Genomic DNA, 15,068 nt, shown 5'->3' on the forward strand with positions numbered 1-15,068 from the left:
TCCCGAGCAGATGCGGATTCGCCGGGACAAGCGCGCTCGGCTGCTCGATGCCGGCGTGGAACCGTACCCGGTGGTGGTGCGGCGCACGCACAGCCTCGCCGAGGTCCGGGCCGCCTATCCGGATCTGGAGTCCGACACCAGCACCGGATTGCAGGTCGGGGTCGCGGGACGCGTCATTTTCGTGCGTAATACCGGCAAGCTGTGCTTTGCGATGCTGCAGGAGGGCGACGGCACCAAGCTGCAGGCGATGATCAGCCTGGGTGGTGTGGGAGCCGATGCGCTCGCCGCCTGGAAGGCCGATGTCGACCTGGGTGATTTCGTCTTCGTGCACGGCGAAGTGATCTCCTCGCGCACCGGTGAACTGAGTGTCATGGCCGATTCCTGGTCGATGGCGGCGAAGTCGCTGCGTCCGCTGCCGGTGGCGCACAAGGAGCTGAGTGAGGAGTCGCGGGTTCGGCAGCGCTATGTCGACCTGATCGTGCGGCCGGAGGCGCGGGAGATGGCCCGTACCCGGGTCCTCGCGGTGCGTGCGCTGCGGAATGCGTTGGAGCGCAGGGGTTTCCTCGAGGTCGAGACGCCGATGCTGCAGACCCTGCACGGCGGCGCGGCGGCACGTCCGTTCGTGACGCATTCCAATGCGCTGGATATGGATCTGTACCTGCGCATCGCGCCGGAGTTGTTCCTCAAGCGTTGTGTGGTGGGCGGGATCGAGAAGGTCTTCGAGATCAACCGCAACTTCCGCAACGAGGGTGCCGACTCCACTCATTCACCCGAGTTCGCGATGCTGGAAACCTACGAGGCCTACGGGACGTACGACGATTCCGCGCGGATGATGCGGGAATTGGTCCAAGAAGTCGCGCAGGAAGCGTTCGGCACTCAGGTGGTGACACTCGCAGATGGTACGGAATACGATCTGAGCGGCGAGTGGAACACCGTCGAGATGTATCCCTCGCTGTCTGATTCTCTCGGAGTGGAGGTAACCCCGGAAACTACGGTTCCGGAATTGCTGAGACTAGCCGATCGGGTCGGTCTGGAAATTCCGGAAGGTAAGGGTTACGGTCACGGGAAACTGGTTGAGGAACTCTGGGAACACACTTACGGTGACAAGCTGTACGCGCCGACTTTTGTGCGCGACTTCCCGGTGGAGACGTCACCGTTGACACGTCAGCATCGGAATAAGCCGGGCGTTACCGAGAAGTGGGACCTCTACGTCCGTGGTTTCGAGCTCGCCACCGGCTATTCGGAACTGGTGGATCCGGTGGTCCAGCGCGAACGTTTTGTCGACCAGGCCAGATTGGCTGCGGCCGGTGACGACGAGGCCATGCGCCTGGACGAGGACTTCCTCGCTGCCATGGAATACGGGATGCCGCCGACAACTGGAACCGGTATGGGAATCGATCGGTTGCTGATGGCGCTCACCGGACTGGGAATCCGGGAAACGATCCTGTTCCCAATTGTGCGCCCGTCTACACGTTGAGTTTCGCCGTTTGAATGCGGAATCCCCCGCCTTGGAAATTTTGTAATTAGAGGTATTCTCGACTCCGGGCATCGGCCTGGTATCCGGGTCGCACGATTTCGAGAGGACGTTCATCTCATGGCAAAGAAGGTCACCGTTAGCCTGATCGACGATGTCGATGGTGAGTCCATTGCGGACGAGACCATCGAGTTCGCGATCGACGGTGTTTCGTACGAGATCGACCTGTCCGCGGCGAATGCGGCAAAGCTGCGTGACGGGCTCGAGGTATGGGTTGCGAATGCCCGTCGGGTGAGCGGTCGCCGGCGTAACAAGGCTCTCGGTGCGGGCACCAGTGCCCCGAAGGGCCGGGTTTCCATGGATCGTGAGCAGAGCGCGGCCATCCGGGAATGGGCGCGTCGCAAGGGCCACAAGGTTTCCGCTCGCGGTCGCATCTCCGCCGACGTGGTGGAGAGCTACCACAAGGAAGTAGGCCGCAACAACTGAGTGCGGTCGTCAGACCCGGCTGCGTCTGTGCCGCTGCCGCCCGGAGGAATCGTGCGACGTCCGGGCGGCAGCGGCATTTTCGTCTTCGATGCCCGTCCGTGCCGCGGTCACCGCTCGGCGTGGTGATCTTGCTCGCCGGAGCGCCGGCACGGCACCATGGAGGTATGGCAATGAGGTCACTGGCTGCTGGGGAGCAGGGGTAGCGACGCGGTGACGGAAATTCACGAATCATTTCTCCGGTTCACCGATCGGGTGGGGCACCGGCAGGAACTTCCGCTGACCCCGGATCGGCAACGCATCACCATCGGGCGTTCACCGCAGGCGGATCTGGCGCTGGCCTGGGATGCCGAGGTGTCGCGGCTGCATGCGGCGATCGAATATCTCGGTGCGCACTGGACGATCGTCGACGACGGGCTTTCCCGCAACGGCACCTTCGTCAACGGGGAGCGGTTGGCGGGCCGGCGCCGCCTCGAAGCCGGGGACCGCATTCGGGTGGGTACGTCGATGCTGTCGTTTCACGACTACACCGGCACGGTGGACGATGCGACCCGTACCTCTCTGGGCTCGTTGCCGAGTTCGCGGTCGCTCACCGAAACTCAGCGTGCGGTGCTGACCGCGCTGTGTCGTCCTTATCGTGGCAACGCCGAATTCGCTACGCCCGCGTCGAATCAGCAGATCGCCGACGAACTGTTCCTGAGCGTCGACGCGATCAAGACCCATCTTCGCGCCCTGTTCTCGAAGTTCGGGGTGGGGGCACTGCCGCAGAATCAGAAGCGGGTGCGCTTGGCCGCCTTGGCTCTTCAGACCGGGGTCATCTCGCACCGCGATCTGTAGCCCGCGATCAACGGCGCGCCGGCGTCGTGAAGTCGGTGAATGATGGTTACCGGTCGGTATCCGTCCGGGGCGGGCCCGCCCCGGCTAGCGTGACGAAACACGTTCTAGTTTGGGAGGGTCTATGACGCCGTCTCGTGCAATGCGAGCGAAGTATGGGGTCCGGCATTTTCCTGGTGTCGTGTTGGTGCTGGCGGTATTGAGCACGCTGTGGGTGACGGCGGCGGGCACCGCACGAGCCGACTATCCGGTCGACTACAACTTCTTCGCCGGAATTCCCTACGAGCTGAGTAATCCGGGCGGTTCGCTGCCCGGTGCGAACGACTGGTCCTGCCGGCCCACCGCCGCCCACCCCGAACCGGTGGTGCTGGTGCACGGCACCGGCGGCGGAGCTCAGACGAACTGGGGCGTGTACGCGCCGCTGCTGGCCAACGAGGGCTACTGCGTCTACTCGCTGACCTACGGCGCCTACGATCTGCCGTGGCCGTTGTCCGCGATCGGCGGCATGGGGCCGATCCAGGACAGTGCCGCTCAGCTCGCGGGTTTCGTGGACCGGGTGCGCGCGGCGACGGGTGCGGCGAAGGTCGATCTGATCGCGCATTCGCAAGGCAATCTCGTGGGTAACTATTTCGTCAAGCGCCTCGGGGGTTCGGGTCGGGTCGACAAGTTCGTCGCCATCGCCGCCCCGTGGTTGGGAACCTTCGGCCCGGTGGTGAATCCGGCGCGGGATTTCGCGCGCCGCCTCGGTGCCGGCCCCGCTTTCGATGCCGTGCTCGGTGCGACCCCCTGCGCGGCCTGCGGTCAGATGACGGGTTCGACGGATTTCATGACCTCGCTCAATGCCGACGGTGTGTACGACCCGAACGTCACGTACACCAATATCGAGACCCGCTACGACGAACTGGTTGTTCCGTACACCGTGGCTCTGGTCCCGGGGCCGAAGACCACGAATATCGTGGTCCAGGACGGGTGCGCCGCGGACTACTCCGAGCATGCGGGTATCGCGGGCAGTGACCGCGCCGCGGCCTTCGCCCTCAACGCTCTCGACCCGGCCCATCCGCGTGCGGTGCCCTGTCACTTCATCCCGCCCTTAACCGGATAGCCCGGATAGCCCGGACAGCGGTGTCCGTTCGCTCTGGGCGTAGCTCCTGGGGAAACGTTCCCGGCCGAGGTCGCGTTATGTCTGAATGAGTCGCGTTGTCGGCCGTTCGCAATAGGGTGGACGGACGACGGCCGTGACCCCCGCCAACTAGAGTAGAGGCGGGGAATGCAACCCCAGGGCTTCATGGCAGGCTGGCGCACAGGTGTGAAGCACGGAACACAACAGCAGCGCCGGATATGCCGTTGACAGCGGAGCAGGAAGTGAGGGAGCGATGTTCGAGAGGTTCACCGACCGCGCGCGGCGGGTCGTTGTCCTGGCCCAAGAAGAGGCCCGGATGCTCAACCACAACTACATCGGCACCGAGCACATCCTGCTGGGCCTGATCCACGAGGGTGAGGGTGTCGCTGCGAAGTCCCTGGAGTCGCTGGGGATTTCGCTGGAGGGTGTGCGCAGCCAGGTGGAGGAGATCATCGGGCAGGGCCAGCAGGCACCGTCCGGTCACATTCCTTTCACCCCGCGGGCGAAGAAGGTGCTGGAACTGAGCCTGCGTGAGGCGCTGCAGCTCGGTCATAACTACATCGGCACCGAGCACATCCTGCTGGGCCTGATTCGTGAGGGTGAGGGCGTTGCCGCCCAGGTGCTGGTCAAGCTGGGCGCCGACCTCAACCGGGTCCGCCAGCAGGTCATCCAGCTGCTCTCGGGCTACCAGGGCGGTAAGGAGACGGTCGAGTCCGGCGCACGTGGTGAGTCGGGGACTCCGTCCACCTCGCTCGTGCTCGACCAGTTCGGCCGCAACCTGACCCAGGCGGCACTGGAAGGCAAACTCGACCCCGTCATCGGACGTTCGAAAGAGATCGAGCGTGTGATGCAGGTGCTGAGTCGCCGCACCAAGAACAACCCGGTCCTGATCGGTGAGCCCGGCGTCGGTAAGACCGCCGTCGTCGAGGGGCTGGCTCAGGCCATCGTCAACGGTGAGGTCCCGGAGACACTCAAGGACAAGCAGCTCTACACCCTCGACCTGGGTTCCCTGGTCGCGGGCAGCCGCTACCGCGGTGACTTCGAGGAGCGCCTGAAGAAGGTGCTCAAGGAGATCAACACCCGCGGCGACATCATCCTGTTCATCGACGAGCTGCATACGCTGGTCGGTGCCGGTGCTGCCGAAGGTGCGATCGACGCGGCCTCGATCCTGAAGCCGAAGCTGGCCCGCGGCGAGTTGCAGACCATCGGTGCCACCACGCTCGACGAGTACCGCAAGTACATCGAGAAGGACGCCGCCCTGGAACGCCGGTTCCAGCCGGTGCAGGTGGGCGAGCCGACCGTCGAGCACACGATCGACATCCTGAAGGGGCTGCGCGATCGCTACGAGGCGCACCACCGGGTGTCCATCACCGACGGTGCCCTGGTGGCCGCGGCGACGCTGGCCGACCGCTACATCAACGACCGTTTCCTGCCGGACAAGGCGATCGACCTGATCGACGAGGCGGGCGCGCGCATGCGTATCCGCCGGATGACCGCTCCGCCGGACCTGCGCGAATTCGACGACAAGATCGCCGATGCCCGCCGGGAGAAGGAAAGCGCCATCGACGCGCAGGACTTCGAGAAGGCCGCGCGGCTGCGCGACAAGGAGAAGCAGCTCGTCGCCAAGCGCGCCGAGCGCGAGAAGCAGTGGCGTTCCGGTGATCTGGACGTCGTGGCCGAGGTCGACGACGAGCAGATTGCGGAGGTGCTGGCCAACTGGACCGGTATTCCCGTCTTCAAGCTCACCGAGGAGGAGACCACCCGTCTGCTCCGCATGGAGGACGAGCTGCACAAGCGGATCATCGGCCAGGAGGATGCCGTCAAGGCCGTCTCCAAGGCGATCCGCCGTACTCGTGCCGGCCTGAAGGACCCGAAGCGTCCGTCCGGTTCGTTCATCTTCGCCGGTCCGTCCGGTGTGGGTAAGACCGAGCTGTCCAAGGCGCTGGCGAACTTCCTGTTCGGCGACGACGACGCACTCATCCAGATCGACATGGGTGAGTTCCACGACCGCTTCACCGCCTCGCGGCTCTTCGGTGCCCCTCCGGGGTACGTCGGCTACGAGGAGGGCGGCCAGCTCACCGAGAAGGTGCGTCGCAAGCCGTTCTCGGTGGTGCTGTTCGACGAGATCGAGAAGGCGCATCAGGAGATCTACAACACCCTGTTGCAGGTACTCGAGGACGGCCGCCTGACCGACGGTCAGGGTCGTACGGTCGACTTCAAGAACACCGTGCTGATCTTCACCTCGAACCTCGGTACCTCCGATATCTCGAAGGCCGTGGGCCTGGGCTTCGCCCAGTCCAACTCCGAGGGCTCGAACTACGAGCGGATGAAGCTGAAGGTCAACGACGAGCTGAAGAAGCACTTCCGCCCGGAGTTCCTGAACCGTATCGACGACGTGATCGTCTTCCACCAGCTCACCACCGAGCAGATCGTGGAGATGGTGGATCTGATGATCAACCGCGTAGCCACTCAGCTGCGGAACAAGGATATGGAGATCGAGCTCAGCGACAAGGCCAAGAGCCTGCTGGCCAAGCGCGGTTTCGACCCGGTGCTGGGTGCGCGGCCGCTGCGTCGCACCATTCAGCGCGAGATCGAGGATCAGCTCTCGGAGAAGATCCTGTTCGGCGAGCTCGGCGCCGGTCAGATCGTCGAGGTCGATGTCGAGAACTGGGACGGCGAGGGCGCCGGCGAGGATGCGCGGTTCACCTTCGTCGGTACGGCCAAGCCGGCCGCACCGGAGTCCGAGCCGGTCGGCGCGCTCGCCGGTGCCGGTGAGAGCACACCGGAAGCTCCGGCCTCGGGCGAGTAGGTAGCGCCCGCACACGACCGATTGTGCCGGTCACCCTTCATGGGTGGCCGGCACGATGCGTTCGGGGCTGTCGCGTACTCAGCGGCACACGGTCGGCCGCGGCGGCGCTACCCCTTGGCGGTGGCTTCGACCGCTGCTCGGGGAGTGGATTTGTCGGTGCTCCGGCGTACCGTGGAGGCGTTCGGATTATTCGACAGGGGGGAGCAGAAAATGACCAATCCTGACCTGACGTTGCTCGCGGTCCTGCTGGACCGGTCCGGGTCGATGCAGTCGATCAAGGCCGATACCGAGGGCGGTGTGGCCGCGTATCTCGAGGAACAGCGCAAACTACCCCGGCACACCCAGGTGACCTTCGCGCAGTTCGATACCGAGTACGAGACCGTGTACTCGAATGTGCCGATCGCGGAGGTGCCGCCACCGGTGCTGGCGCCGCGCGGTGGCACCGCGCTCTACGACGCGGTCGGCACCCTCGTCACCGAGGTGGGGGCCGAGCTGGCGGCCCGGCCGGAATCCGAGCGGCCTGGGTCGGTGATCGTGGTCGTGCTCACCGACGGGCACGAGAACTCCAGCCGCGAGTGGACCCACGACGCGGTACGGTCGCTGATCACGCAGCAGCAGGAGGTCTACAACTGGGATTTCCTGTTCCTCGGCGCCAATATGGACGCGGTGCAGATCGGTTCGCGCATGGGATTCGCGCCGACGCAGTCCATCACCTATGCGGCGGCGCCGGCCGGAGTGGCCGGCGTATTCGGAGCCGCGGCAGCCTATTCGGCGCGGCTGCAGTCGGACCCCAGCTCCGCTCGCCGTCGCGGATTCACCGATTCCGAACGCGAACAATCGAATCCGGAAGCGTGATCGGCGGCAGGCTTCACGGTATCGGCATGCTTCACGGCAATGTGCACGGCGGCGCCATGATTGCCGGTACCGCGCGGGCCGTACGCGGGGCCGTCGGGGGCTACTGCCAGCCGGGGCGGACCAGCCCGGACTCGTAGGCCATGACTACCAGCTGAGTGCGGTCGCGAGCACCGAGTTTCATCAGGATGCGACTCACGTGGGTGCGGGCGGTGGCCGGGCTCATGAACAATCGCTGGGCTACCTCGGCGTTGGTCAGGCCCTCCGCGACCGCCGCCATCACTTCGCGTTCGCGCTCGGTGAGCTCTGCGAGCGCACCCGTCGGCGCCGGTTTCGCGTGCGTGGCGAATTCGGCCACCAGGCGTTTGGTGACGCTGGGGGACAGCAGGGCCTCCCCGTCGGCGACCACCCGCACCGCCTTCACCAGATCCGCTGGTTCGGTGTGTTTGACCAGGAAGCCCGTCGCGCCCGAACGCATTGCCTCGAAAACGTATTCGTCCAGCTCGAATGTGGTCAGCACGACGACCTTCACCTCGGTGAGGGTGGGGTCCGCGGCGATTTCGCGGGTGGCGGCCAGCCCGTCGAGCAGCGGCATTCGGATATCCATCAGCACCACATCGGGCCGCAACTCGCGGGTGAGACGCAGAGCTTGCCGGCCGTCCTCGGCCTCCCCGACGATCTCGATCCCGTCCTGCGCATCCAGTAACGCGGCGAAGCCGGCGCGCACCAGAGCTTGATCATCCGCCACCAGAACCCGAATATCGCTCACGCTGCCTCCTGGAGTTTGCGGAGCACCCGCGCCCGGTCGGCATCGTGAGCCGCTGCGCGATTGTCGCTCACGCTGCCTCCTGGGATTTGCGGGGCACCCGCGCCCGGTCGGCATCGTGAGCCGCTGCGCGATTCTTGCTCACGCTGCCTCCTGGGATTTGCGGGGCGCCCGCGCCCGGTCGGCATCGTGAGCCGCTGCGCGATTGTCGCTCACGCTGCCTCCTGGACCATGTGCCTTGTTCATATTTCCCCCGGCGGTTCGGTACGGGTGCTCGTGGGGACCGGTAGTCGGGCCTCGACTCGGAAGCCTCCGTCTGCGCGTGGCGCCGCGGTGACTTCTCCGCCGAGTGCGTGCGCGCGTTCGATCATCCCCGGAATTCCGTTCCCACCACCGGTTGTGGACAACTGTGCAGAACTCGACGGCTTCGTGTTGTCCACAGTGATGCACAGCTCGCCCGGTGCGTAGTGCACCGCAACCTGTGTGCGAGCACCCGGGGCGTGGCGCAGGGCATTGGTCAGTGATTCCTGCACGATGCGGGCCGCGGCCACATCGACGACGACCGGGAGCCGGTACGGCGTCCCCGTGATGCGGGCATCGACTTCGGTCCCGGCCGCACGGGTCGGAGCCAGCAATGCTTCCAGCTCGCCGACCCCGATCGCCGGACTGGTCGGTGCTGCAACATTTTCCGCGCCGGCGCGGATCGAGCGCAGCAGCGTGTGCACCTCCTCGAGTGCGTCCCGGCTGACCTCCTTGATGGCCGACAGCGCGGTGCCCGCCTGGTCCGGTTTGCGCTCCAGCAGTTCCAGCGCCACCGAGGACTGCACATTGATCAGCGACAGACTGTGGGCGAGCACATCGTGCAGTTCGCGGGCGATGGCCAGCCGTTCCCGTGCGGCGCGCTGTTCCCGCTCGGCCAGCTCGCGCGCCTGTTCGGCGGCACGGTTGCGGCGCGCGGCGTCGGCGCGCTGCTGACGTGCGATACGCACCGACCGGCGCTGCCGGATCGCTTCGGCAACTGCCACCAGAACCATCAGCCAGGCCAGGATCCCGACCATCGGCCAGCCACCGGGATGGTGTCCGCGCAGTGCCGGCACCGGCCACACCAGCACCAGATATCCGAGCGGAACGAGGGGATAGGTGTACCAGCGCGAGCCACGAGTCGCCGCGGTCAGGAAGGCGATCACGAGTGAGATGAAGACCGGGCCGTACCCGTAACCGATGAGCAGATATGTGGCGGTCACCGCGAGCACTGCCGCGAAGACCGTCCACGGATATGTGCGGCGCGCCGCCAACAGCATCGGCCCGGCCACCAGCAGCGCGAATCCGAGCGCATCGAGGGAGCGCAGCCCGCTTTGATGCGAGTTCGCGGCATATCCGCCGCCCAGTTGGATGGCGGCCACGATCAGGCACAGTGCCACATCCCAGCCGCCCGGCCGCCTGCTCGGTTCCACAGTTCGAACGGTAACCCCGGCGGCGCCGGAGCAGGGCCCACGCGCGTCGATTTACGTCGAGATACGTATGCCCGCCCCGGCCCGGCGGCGGATGTATCGGCGCCGGTAGCAGCGGATCGTCGAGTTCATGACCACCACGGATTCCAGCGACCGAGATCCGGCAGCCGCAGCGCCCACGAAGCCCCCGCCCCCGAACTCGCAGTCCCCGGCTACCGCTTCGCCGCCGACGGCCCCGAACTCGCAGCCCACGGCTGCCCGCGGTGCCGCGCAGGTCTCGACCGGCAAGGCCACTCCCGGAACGGACCACGGATCGGTGGCCGGCATCGACAGTGTCGTGAGCACCGATGCACTCACCAAGCGATACGGCGCCCACACGGCGGTGGACGCAGTAGCGATGACCGTGCGCCGGGGCGAGGTGTACGGCTTTCTCGGTCCCAACGGCGCGGGGAAGACCACCACCTTGCGCATGCTGGTCGGGCTGGTCACCCCGACGTCCGGTACCGCCACTGTATTCGGCCGGCATCCGCGCGAGGCCGAGGTGCTGCGCCGGATAGGAGTGCTGATCGAGGGCCCCGGCTTCTACCCCTATCTGTCGGGCCGGGACAACCTGCGCGTACTGGCCCGCTACCACCGCTCCGGACAGCGCACCCGCGGCTCCGACAGCACCGGGCGTAGGGGCGGGAGCCCGCGCCGGCGGTCCGGGTCCGCGCACGGCGGTCCGGTGAGCACTGGCGGGGCTGGCAAGGGCTCGAGGGGTTTCACGGGTAATCGGCAGCTCTTCGCCGAGGTGGACGAGATACTGGAGCGGGTCGGACTCGCCGATCGCGCCGGCGACCGGTTCCGCACGTATTCCCTCGGCATGAAGCAGCGCCTCGGTGTCGGCGCGGCACTGCTGGGTGGGCCCGATCTGCTCATCCTCGATGAGCCCACCAATGGCCTGGATCCGGCCGGTATGGCCGAAATGCGGGAACTGATCACCGGTTTGGCGTCCGAAGGGCACACCGTGGTGCTCTCCTCGCATCTGCTCAGCGAAGTGCAGGAAATATGCGACCGGGTCGGCGTCATCTCCGAAGGAAGCCTGCTCACCGAGTCGACAGTGAGCCAACTACGCGGTGCGGCAACACTTCTGGTCCGTGCCGACCCGATCGACACGGCCTTCCCGGCGGTGTGCCGGGTGGTGGGTGAGCAGGCCGCGATGCTGACCGCCGCCGGGATCAGAGTCGATTCCGGTAGGGCAATGGCGCCCGCGGTGGCCCGCGCGGTGATCGAATCCGGTGCCGATCTCCTGGAGTTGCGCACCGACGAGAAGTCCCTCGAGGAAGTGTTCTTCGAGATGACCGGACAGGAGCAGCGGTGATGGATGTATTGACCTGTGCCCGCGCCGAATTCGCCCGGCTGCGGAAATGGCCGGCCTTCTGGATCGTGCTCGGCACCTGGGTACTGCTGAATCTCGTCTTCGCCTATCTGTTCAACTATCTGGCCTACACCTCGGGTGACAGTTCGCGGATGTCCAACGGTCAGCCTCGGGAGGTGTTGCTGCAGTTGATGCTGCCCGCGGCGGTTCCGGAGGTGTTCACCCAGGGGATGGCGATGTTCGGCGGTGCGCTGATGCTGGTGCTGGGCGCGCTGGTGGTGGGCAGTGGTTACGGCTGGGGCAGTTGGAAAACGGTGTTCACCCAGGGGCCGTCGCGTCCGGCGGTGGTCGGGGGCACCGTGCTGGCTCTCGCCGCGGTGGTGGTGGGCTTGGTGGTCGCGGCCTTCGTCATCGATACCGGGGTCGCCGCCGCGATCGGCGCGATCGAACACCAGTCGCTGACGCTGCCGACGCCCGGACGGGCACTGTCGGGGCTCGGCAGCGGAGTCGCGATTCTGGGCATGTGGACCCTCGCCGGTGCCCTGATCGCAGCCATCGCCCGGGGCCCGGCGCTCGCCGTCGGCCTGGGCCTGGTGTGGGTGCTGGTGGTGGAGAATCTGCTGCGCGGCGTGGCGGGGATCTTCGCGCCGATCCGGGCGCTCACCGACCATCTCCCCGGTTCGGCCGCGGGGTCGCTGGCGGGGGCGATGCGTACCGTGTCGGGTTCGGCGACGCCGGGAGTGCTCGATGTCCTGTCCCGCCCGGCCGCACTGGTGATGCTCGTCGTCTACATCGCCGTATTCGTCGCGGGCACAGTCGCATTGCTGGTCCGCCGCGATATGGCCTGACAAGCTGCCACATCGGAGTAGGTTCGATCGGGACGGCACATCCAATCTCGAAGGAAGGACAGCGATGCCTACACGTAGCGCTCGGACCGCGTGGACCGGTGGTTTGCAGGACGGATCCGGACAGGTCGATCTGGCCAGTTCCGGTGTCGGCAAGTTCGACGTCTCGTTCCCGAAGCGGACAGCCGACACCGCCGAGGGCACCACCAGCCCGGAGGAGCTGATCGCGGCGGCGCATTCCTCGTGCTACGCGATGGCGCTGTCGGGGCAGATCGGCGCCGCCGGTGGGACGGTGCAGGGCTTGGACGTGAGCGCAGATGTCACCCTCGGACCGGATCCGGCGGGCGGTTTCCAGATCTCGAAGATCGTGCTGAAGGTGCGGGGCCGGGTCTCCGGCATCGATGCGACAGCGTTCGGTAAGGCCGCCGAGGAGGCGAAGGCCGGCTGCCCGATCAGCAAGGCACTGGCCGGGGTCGGCACCATAGAACTCGACGCCGCACTGGAGAGCTGAGCAGTTCGACCCGATGGCGGCCGGTCTCGGATCGAGACCGGCCGTCGGCAGGCGGGATGGGCAGTGCCATCCGTGGGTCGGGAATCAGTCGGCGGACTTGGCGGGTACGTCCAGCACGACCTCGAATTCCAGCAGCGAGGCACCGGAGGAGACGGGCTTGCGATCGGAGCCGGCGTGCGCCTCGCGAGCCGGGCCGTCCCGCCACGCGGCGAAGGACTCTTCGGAATCCCACTGGGTCACAACGAAGTACCGGTTGTCACCGGCCACCGGGCGCAGCAACTGGAAGCCCAGGAAGCCGGGAGAATTGTCCACCGCGTGCGCGCGATGGGCGAAGCGCTTCTCGAGTTCGGGTCCGGCTCCCTCGGGAACCTCGATCGCATTGATCTTCACAACAGCCATGAGCCCAGGCTATCTCTCGCGGCGGCCACGTATCGTCGGTGCCGATGTTGTACGACGAGGGCGGCACCGGGGTGCCGATTCTGCTGCTGCACGGACTGATGGGCAGCGCCCGGACCTGGGCGGACCAGGTGCCGTGGCTGCGGGAATTCGGCCATGTCCACACGTTCGACGCCGCAGGTCACGGCCGACCGGCCCCGCCGGCCCTGACCACCGAGGCTTTCGTCGCCGATCTGGCCGAGGCGACGGCGGCGATAGCGGAACCGATGGTCCTGATCGGTCATTCGATGGGGGGCTTGCACGCCTGGATGTTCGCCGCAGCCCATCCGGACCGGGTGCGTGCGCTGGTGGTCGAGGATATGGCGCCGGACTTTCGCGGTCGCACCGCGCAACACTGGGCCGAGATGATCGCGGCATGGCCACAACCGTTCCCGGACGCGGATGCGGTGCTGGCGCATTTCGGGCCGATCGCCGGCCGGTACTTCCTGAACTCGTTCCGGCAGTCGGCGGACGGCTATCGGCTGCACGGCGAGGTATCCACCTTCCGCGATATCTCGGAGGAGTGGGGCACCCGCGATTTCTGGGCCCAGTGGCGGTCGGTGCGGGCGCCGGCGCTGCTTCTGGAAGGGGAATACACGATCACTCCGGAGGGGCAGATGCGGGAGATGGCGGTGGTCCGTCCCGGGGTGCGGCATCGGCTGGTGGCCGATGCCGGACATCTCGTCCACGACGATCAGCCGGATGTCTATCGGGCCGAAGTGGAACGGTTTCTGCACGAAAACCTGAGCTGAAAGCGGCTGATTGTGGAGAACCGGCGGTGAGGTTCCGGCCGGTCGGTCAAATTTGATGGCAGCCGCCTTCAGTCTCGATCGCCGACAGTCGTATGCTCCTTTCAAGCCCACGAACGAAGGTGAACGATGATCGACTTCTCGCTTCCCGAGGACCTGGCAGCCGAACGCGACCGCATTCGCCGGTTCGTCGTCGACAAGATCGTTCCCTACGAGCGGGACCCGCGGCTGACCTCGCACGGCCCCAACGACGAGCTGCGCCAGGAACTGGTCGAGCTGGCCCGCGCCGAGAAGCTGCTGACCGTTCAGGCACCCGAGGAACTGGGCGGGCGTGGCCTCACCCATGTCGAGCAGGCCGTGGTCTACGAGGCGGCGGGCTGGTCCACCCTGGGGCCCGTCGCGATGAACTGCGCCGCACCGGACGAGGGCAATATGTTCCTGCTGTCCAAGGTGGCGAATCCGGAGCAGACCGATCGGTATCTGATGCCGGTGATCAACGGCCATCAGCGCTCGGTTTTCGCGATGACCGAACCCGGCGGCGCCGGTTCCGATCCGGGCCAGCTCGCCACCACCGCAACCTTCGACGGTGAGAACTTCACCATCAACGGCCGCAAATGGCTGATCACCGGCGCCGACGGTGCGAAAACTTGGATCATCATGGCCAAGTTGGAGGCCAACCCGCACCTGGACGGGCCCATTCCGGAGGGGCCCACCCTGTTCCTCGCCGAGGGCGGAACCCCCGGAATAACCATCGAGCGGACCATGAACACGATGGACCGTAACTACGTCGGCGGCCACGGCGTGGTGAATTTCGAGAATCTGGTGCTGCCCGCGGAGTCGCTGCTCGGGGAGTCCGGTCAGGCGCTGCGCTACGCCCAGCTGCGGCTGGCCCCGGCCCGGCTCACGCACTGCATGCGCTGGCTGGGTGCGGCCGAACGCGCCCAGAGCATCGCGGTAGAGCACGCCAAGACCCGCACCGCCTTCGGTAAGCCGATCGGCGAGCACGAGGGCGTGTCGTTCATGCTCGCCGACAACGAGATCGCCCTGCATCAGTGCCGGCTGACCATCTGGCATGCCTGCTGGCTGATGGATCAGGGCCACAAGGCCCGCCACGAGAGCTCGATGGCGAAGTCCTACGTCTCCGAGGAACTGTTCAAGGTCGCCGACCGCTGCGTGCAGGTCCTGGGCGGTATCGGCATCAGCGACGAAACCGTGGTCGAGATGATCTTCCGCGATATGCGCGCCTTCCGCCTGTACGACGGCCCCACCGAGGTCCACAAGTGGGCCATCGGCCGCAAGGTCCTGCGCGACTGAAAAGGTCCTGCGCGACTGAATCCGAATGCGCTCACCCACCCCTCGCATCCGGGGTAGCCTCCCCGAAA

At 66.3% G+C, this 15,068-nt stretch carries 14 protein-coding genes; 11 read left to right on the plus strand and 3 right to left on the minus strand.

Going from position 1 to position 15,068, the window contains the following annotated elements:
* The first annotated feature begins 10 nt into the window (after positions 1-10).
* The 6 genes from lysS to NV2_RS07715 all read left to right on the plus strand — a co-directional run bounded on the left by lysS (position 11) and on the right by NV2_RS07715 (position 7,575).
* Entirely contained in the window at positions 11-1,477 is a 1,467-nt protein-coding gene (gene lysS, locus NV2_RS07690; RefSeq protein ID WP_067870841.1) for a lysine--tRNA ligase, read from the plus strand.
* Between the two features lie 117 nt (positions 1,478-1,594).
* Entirely contained in the window at positions 1,595-1,960 is a 366-nt protein-coding gene (locus tag NV2_RS07695; protein WP_067870842.1) for a histone-like nucleoid-structuring protein Lsr2, read from the plus strand.
* A 210-nt stretch (positions 1,961-2,170) separates the two neighbouring features.
* Positions 2,171-2,794, plus strand: coding sequence for an FHA domain-containing protein (locus NV2_RS07700; RefSeq protein WP_067870843.1), 624 nt, complete (start codon positions 2,171-2,173; stop codon positions 2,792-2,794).
* Positions 2,795-2,933: 139 nt separating this feature from the next.
* Entirely contained in the window at positions 2,934-3,893 is a 960-nt protein-coding gene (locus NV2_RS07705; protein WP_067870844.1) for an esterase/lipase family protein, read from the plus strand.
* Positions 3,894-4,164: 271 nt separating this feature from the next.
* Positions 4,165-6,720, plus strand: coding sequence for an ATP-dependent Clp protease ATP-binding subunit (locus NV2_RS07710; RefSeq protein WP_067870845.1), 2,556 nt, complete (start codon positions 4,165-4,167; stop codon positions 6,718-6,720).
* 210 nt (positions 6,721-6,930) lie between these two features.
* A complete protein-coding gene (locus NV2_RS07715) occupies positions 6,931-7,575 on the plus strand; it encodes a vWA domain-containing protein (protein WP_067870921.1) in 645 nt (214 codons plus the stop codon).
* A gap of 100 nt (positions 7,576-7,675) precedes the next feature.
* Here NV2_RS07715 and NV2_RS07720 read toward each other — a convergent pair whose 3' ends face one another.
* Entirely contained in the window at positions 7,676-8,341 is a 666-nt protein-coding gene (locus tag NV2_RS07720) for a response regulator transcription factor (protein WP_067870846.1), read from the minus strand.
* 239 nt (positions 8,342-8,580) lie between these two features.
* Positions 8,581-9,792, minus strand: a complete 1,212-nt coding sequence (locus NV2_RS07725) for a sensor histidine kinase (protein ID WP_067870847.1) — start codon at positions 9,790-9,792, stop codon at positions 8,581-8,583.
* Between the two features lie 394 nt (positions 9,793-10,186).
* Between NV2_RS07725 and NV2_RS07735 the strand changes: the two genes are divergently transcribed.
* From NV2_RS07735 to NV2_RS07745, 3 genes are all read left to right on the plus strand, one after another.
* Positions 10,187-11,149 (plus strand): ATP-binding cassette domain-containing protein, encoded by a 963-nt coding sequence (locus tag NV2_RS07735; RefSeq protein ID WP_157102798.1) that lies wholly within the window; start codon positions 10,187-10,189, stop codon positions 11,147-11,149.
* Entirely contained in the window at positions 11,149-11,994 is an 846-nt protein-coding gene (locus NV2_RS07740) for an ABC transporter permease subunit (RefSeq protein WP_067870849.1), read from the plus strand. The genes NV2_RS07735 and NV2_RS07740 overlap by 1 nt, the downstream gene beginning before the upstream one ends.
* 64 nt (positions 11,995-12,058) lie before the next feature.
* Complete coding sequence (locus NV2_RS07745) at positions 12,059-12,502, plus strand: OsmC family peroxiredoxin (protein ID WP_067870850.1); 444 nt, start codon at positions 12,059-12,061, stop codon at positions 12,500-12,502.
* Between the two features lie 84 nt (positions 12,503-12,586).
* Here NV2_RS07745 and NV2_RS07750 read toward each other — a convergent pair whose 3' ends face one another.
* On the minus strand, positions 12,587-12,901 hold the full coding sequence (locus tag NV2_RS07750) for an antibiotic biosynthesis monooxygenase family protein (protein WP_067870851.1): 315 nt from the start codon (positions 12,899-12,901) through the stop codon (positions 12,587-12,589).
* A gap of 44 nt (positions 12,902-12,945) precedes the next feature.
* On the opposite strand from NV2_RS07750, the gene NV2_RS07755 reads away from it, so the two are divergent.
* A complete protein-coding gene (locus NV2_RS07755) occupies positions 12,946-13,689 on the plus strand; it encodes an alpha/beta fold hydrolase (protein WP_067870852.1) in 744 nt (247 codons plus the stop codon).
* 126 nt (positions 13,690-13,815) lie between these two features.
* Positions 13,816-15,000 (plus strand): acyl-CoA dehydrogenase family protein, encoded by a 1,185-nt coding sequence (locus tag NV2_RS07760; protein WP_067870853.1) that lies wholly within the window; start codon positions 13,816-13,818, stop codon positions 14,998-15,000.
* The last annotated feature ends 68 nt before the right edge of the window (positions 15,001-15,068 follow it).

Source organism: Nocardia vermiculata NBRC 100427 (assembly GCF_001613265.1).
Taxonomy (GTDB): Bacteria; Actinomycetota; Actinomycetes; order Mycobacteriales; family Mycobacteriaceae; genus Nocardia; species Nocardia vermiculata.

Coding starts and splice junctions, on each gene's coding strand:
- lysS (WP_067870841.1), top strand. CDS start 11: ATGCGGATTCGCCGGGACAAGCGCGCTCGGCTGCTCGATGCCGGCGTG.
- NV2_RS07695 (WP_067870842.1), top strand. CDS start 1,595: ATGGCAAAGAAGGTCACCGTTAGCCTGATCGACGATGTCGATGGTGAG.
- NV2_RS07705 (WP_067870844.1), top strand. CDS start 2,934: ATGCGAGCGAAGTATGGGGTCCGGCATTTTCCTGGTGTCGTGTTGGTG.
- NV2_RS07710 (WP_067870845.1), top strand. CDS start 4,165: ATGTTCGAGAGGTTCACCGACCGCGCGCGGCGGGTCGTTGTCCTGGCC.
- NV2_RS07715 (WP_067870921.1), top strand. CDS start 6,931: ATGACCAATCCTGACCTGACGTTGCTCGCGGTCCTGCTGGACCGGTCC.
- NV2_RS07735 (WP_157102798.1), top strand. CDS start 10,187: ATGACCGTGCGCCGGGGCGAGGTGTACGGCTTTCTCGGTCCCAACGGC.
- NV2_RS07740 (WP_067870849.1), top strand. CDS start 11,149: ATGGATGTATTGACCTGTGCCCGCGCCGAATTCGCCCGGCTGCGGAAA.
- NV2_RS07745 (WP_067870850.1), top strand. CDS start 12,059: ATGCCTACACGTAGCGCTCGGACCGCGTGGACCGGTGGTTTGCAGGAC.
- NV2_RS07750 (WP_067870851.1), bottom strand. CDS start 12,901: ATGGCTGTTGTGAAGATCAATGCGATCGAGGTTCCCGAGGGAGCCGGA.
- NV2_RS07755 (WP_067870852.1), top strand. CDS start 12,946: ATGTTGTACGACGAGGGCGGCACCGGGGTGCCGATTCTGCTGCTGCAC.
- NV2_RS07760 (WP_067870853.1), top strand. CDS start 13,816: ATGATCGACTTCTCGCTTCCCGAGGACCTGGCAGCCGAACGCGACCGC.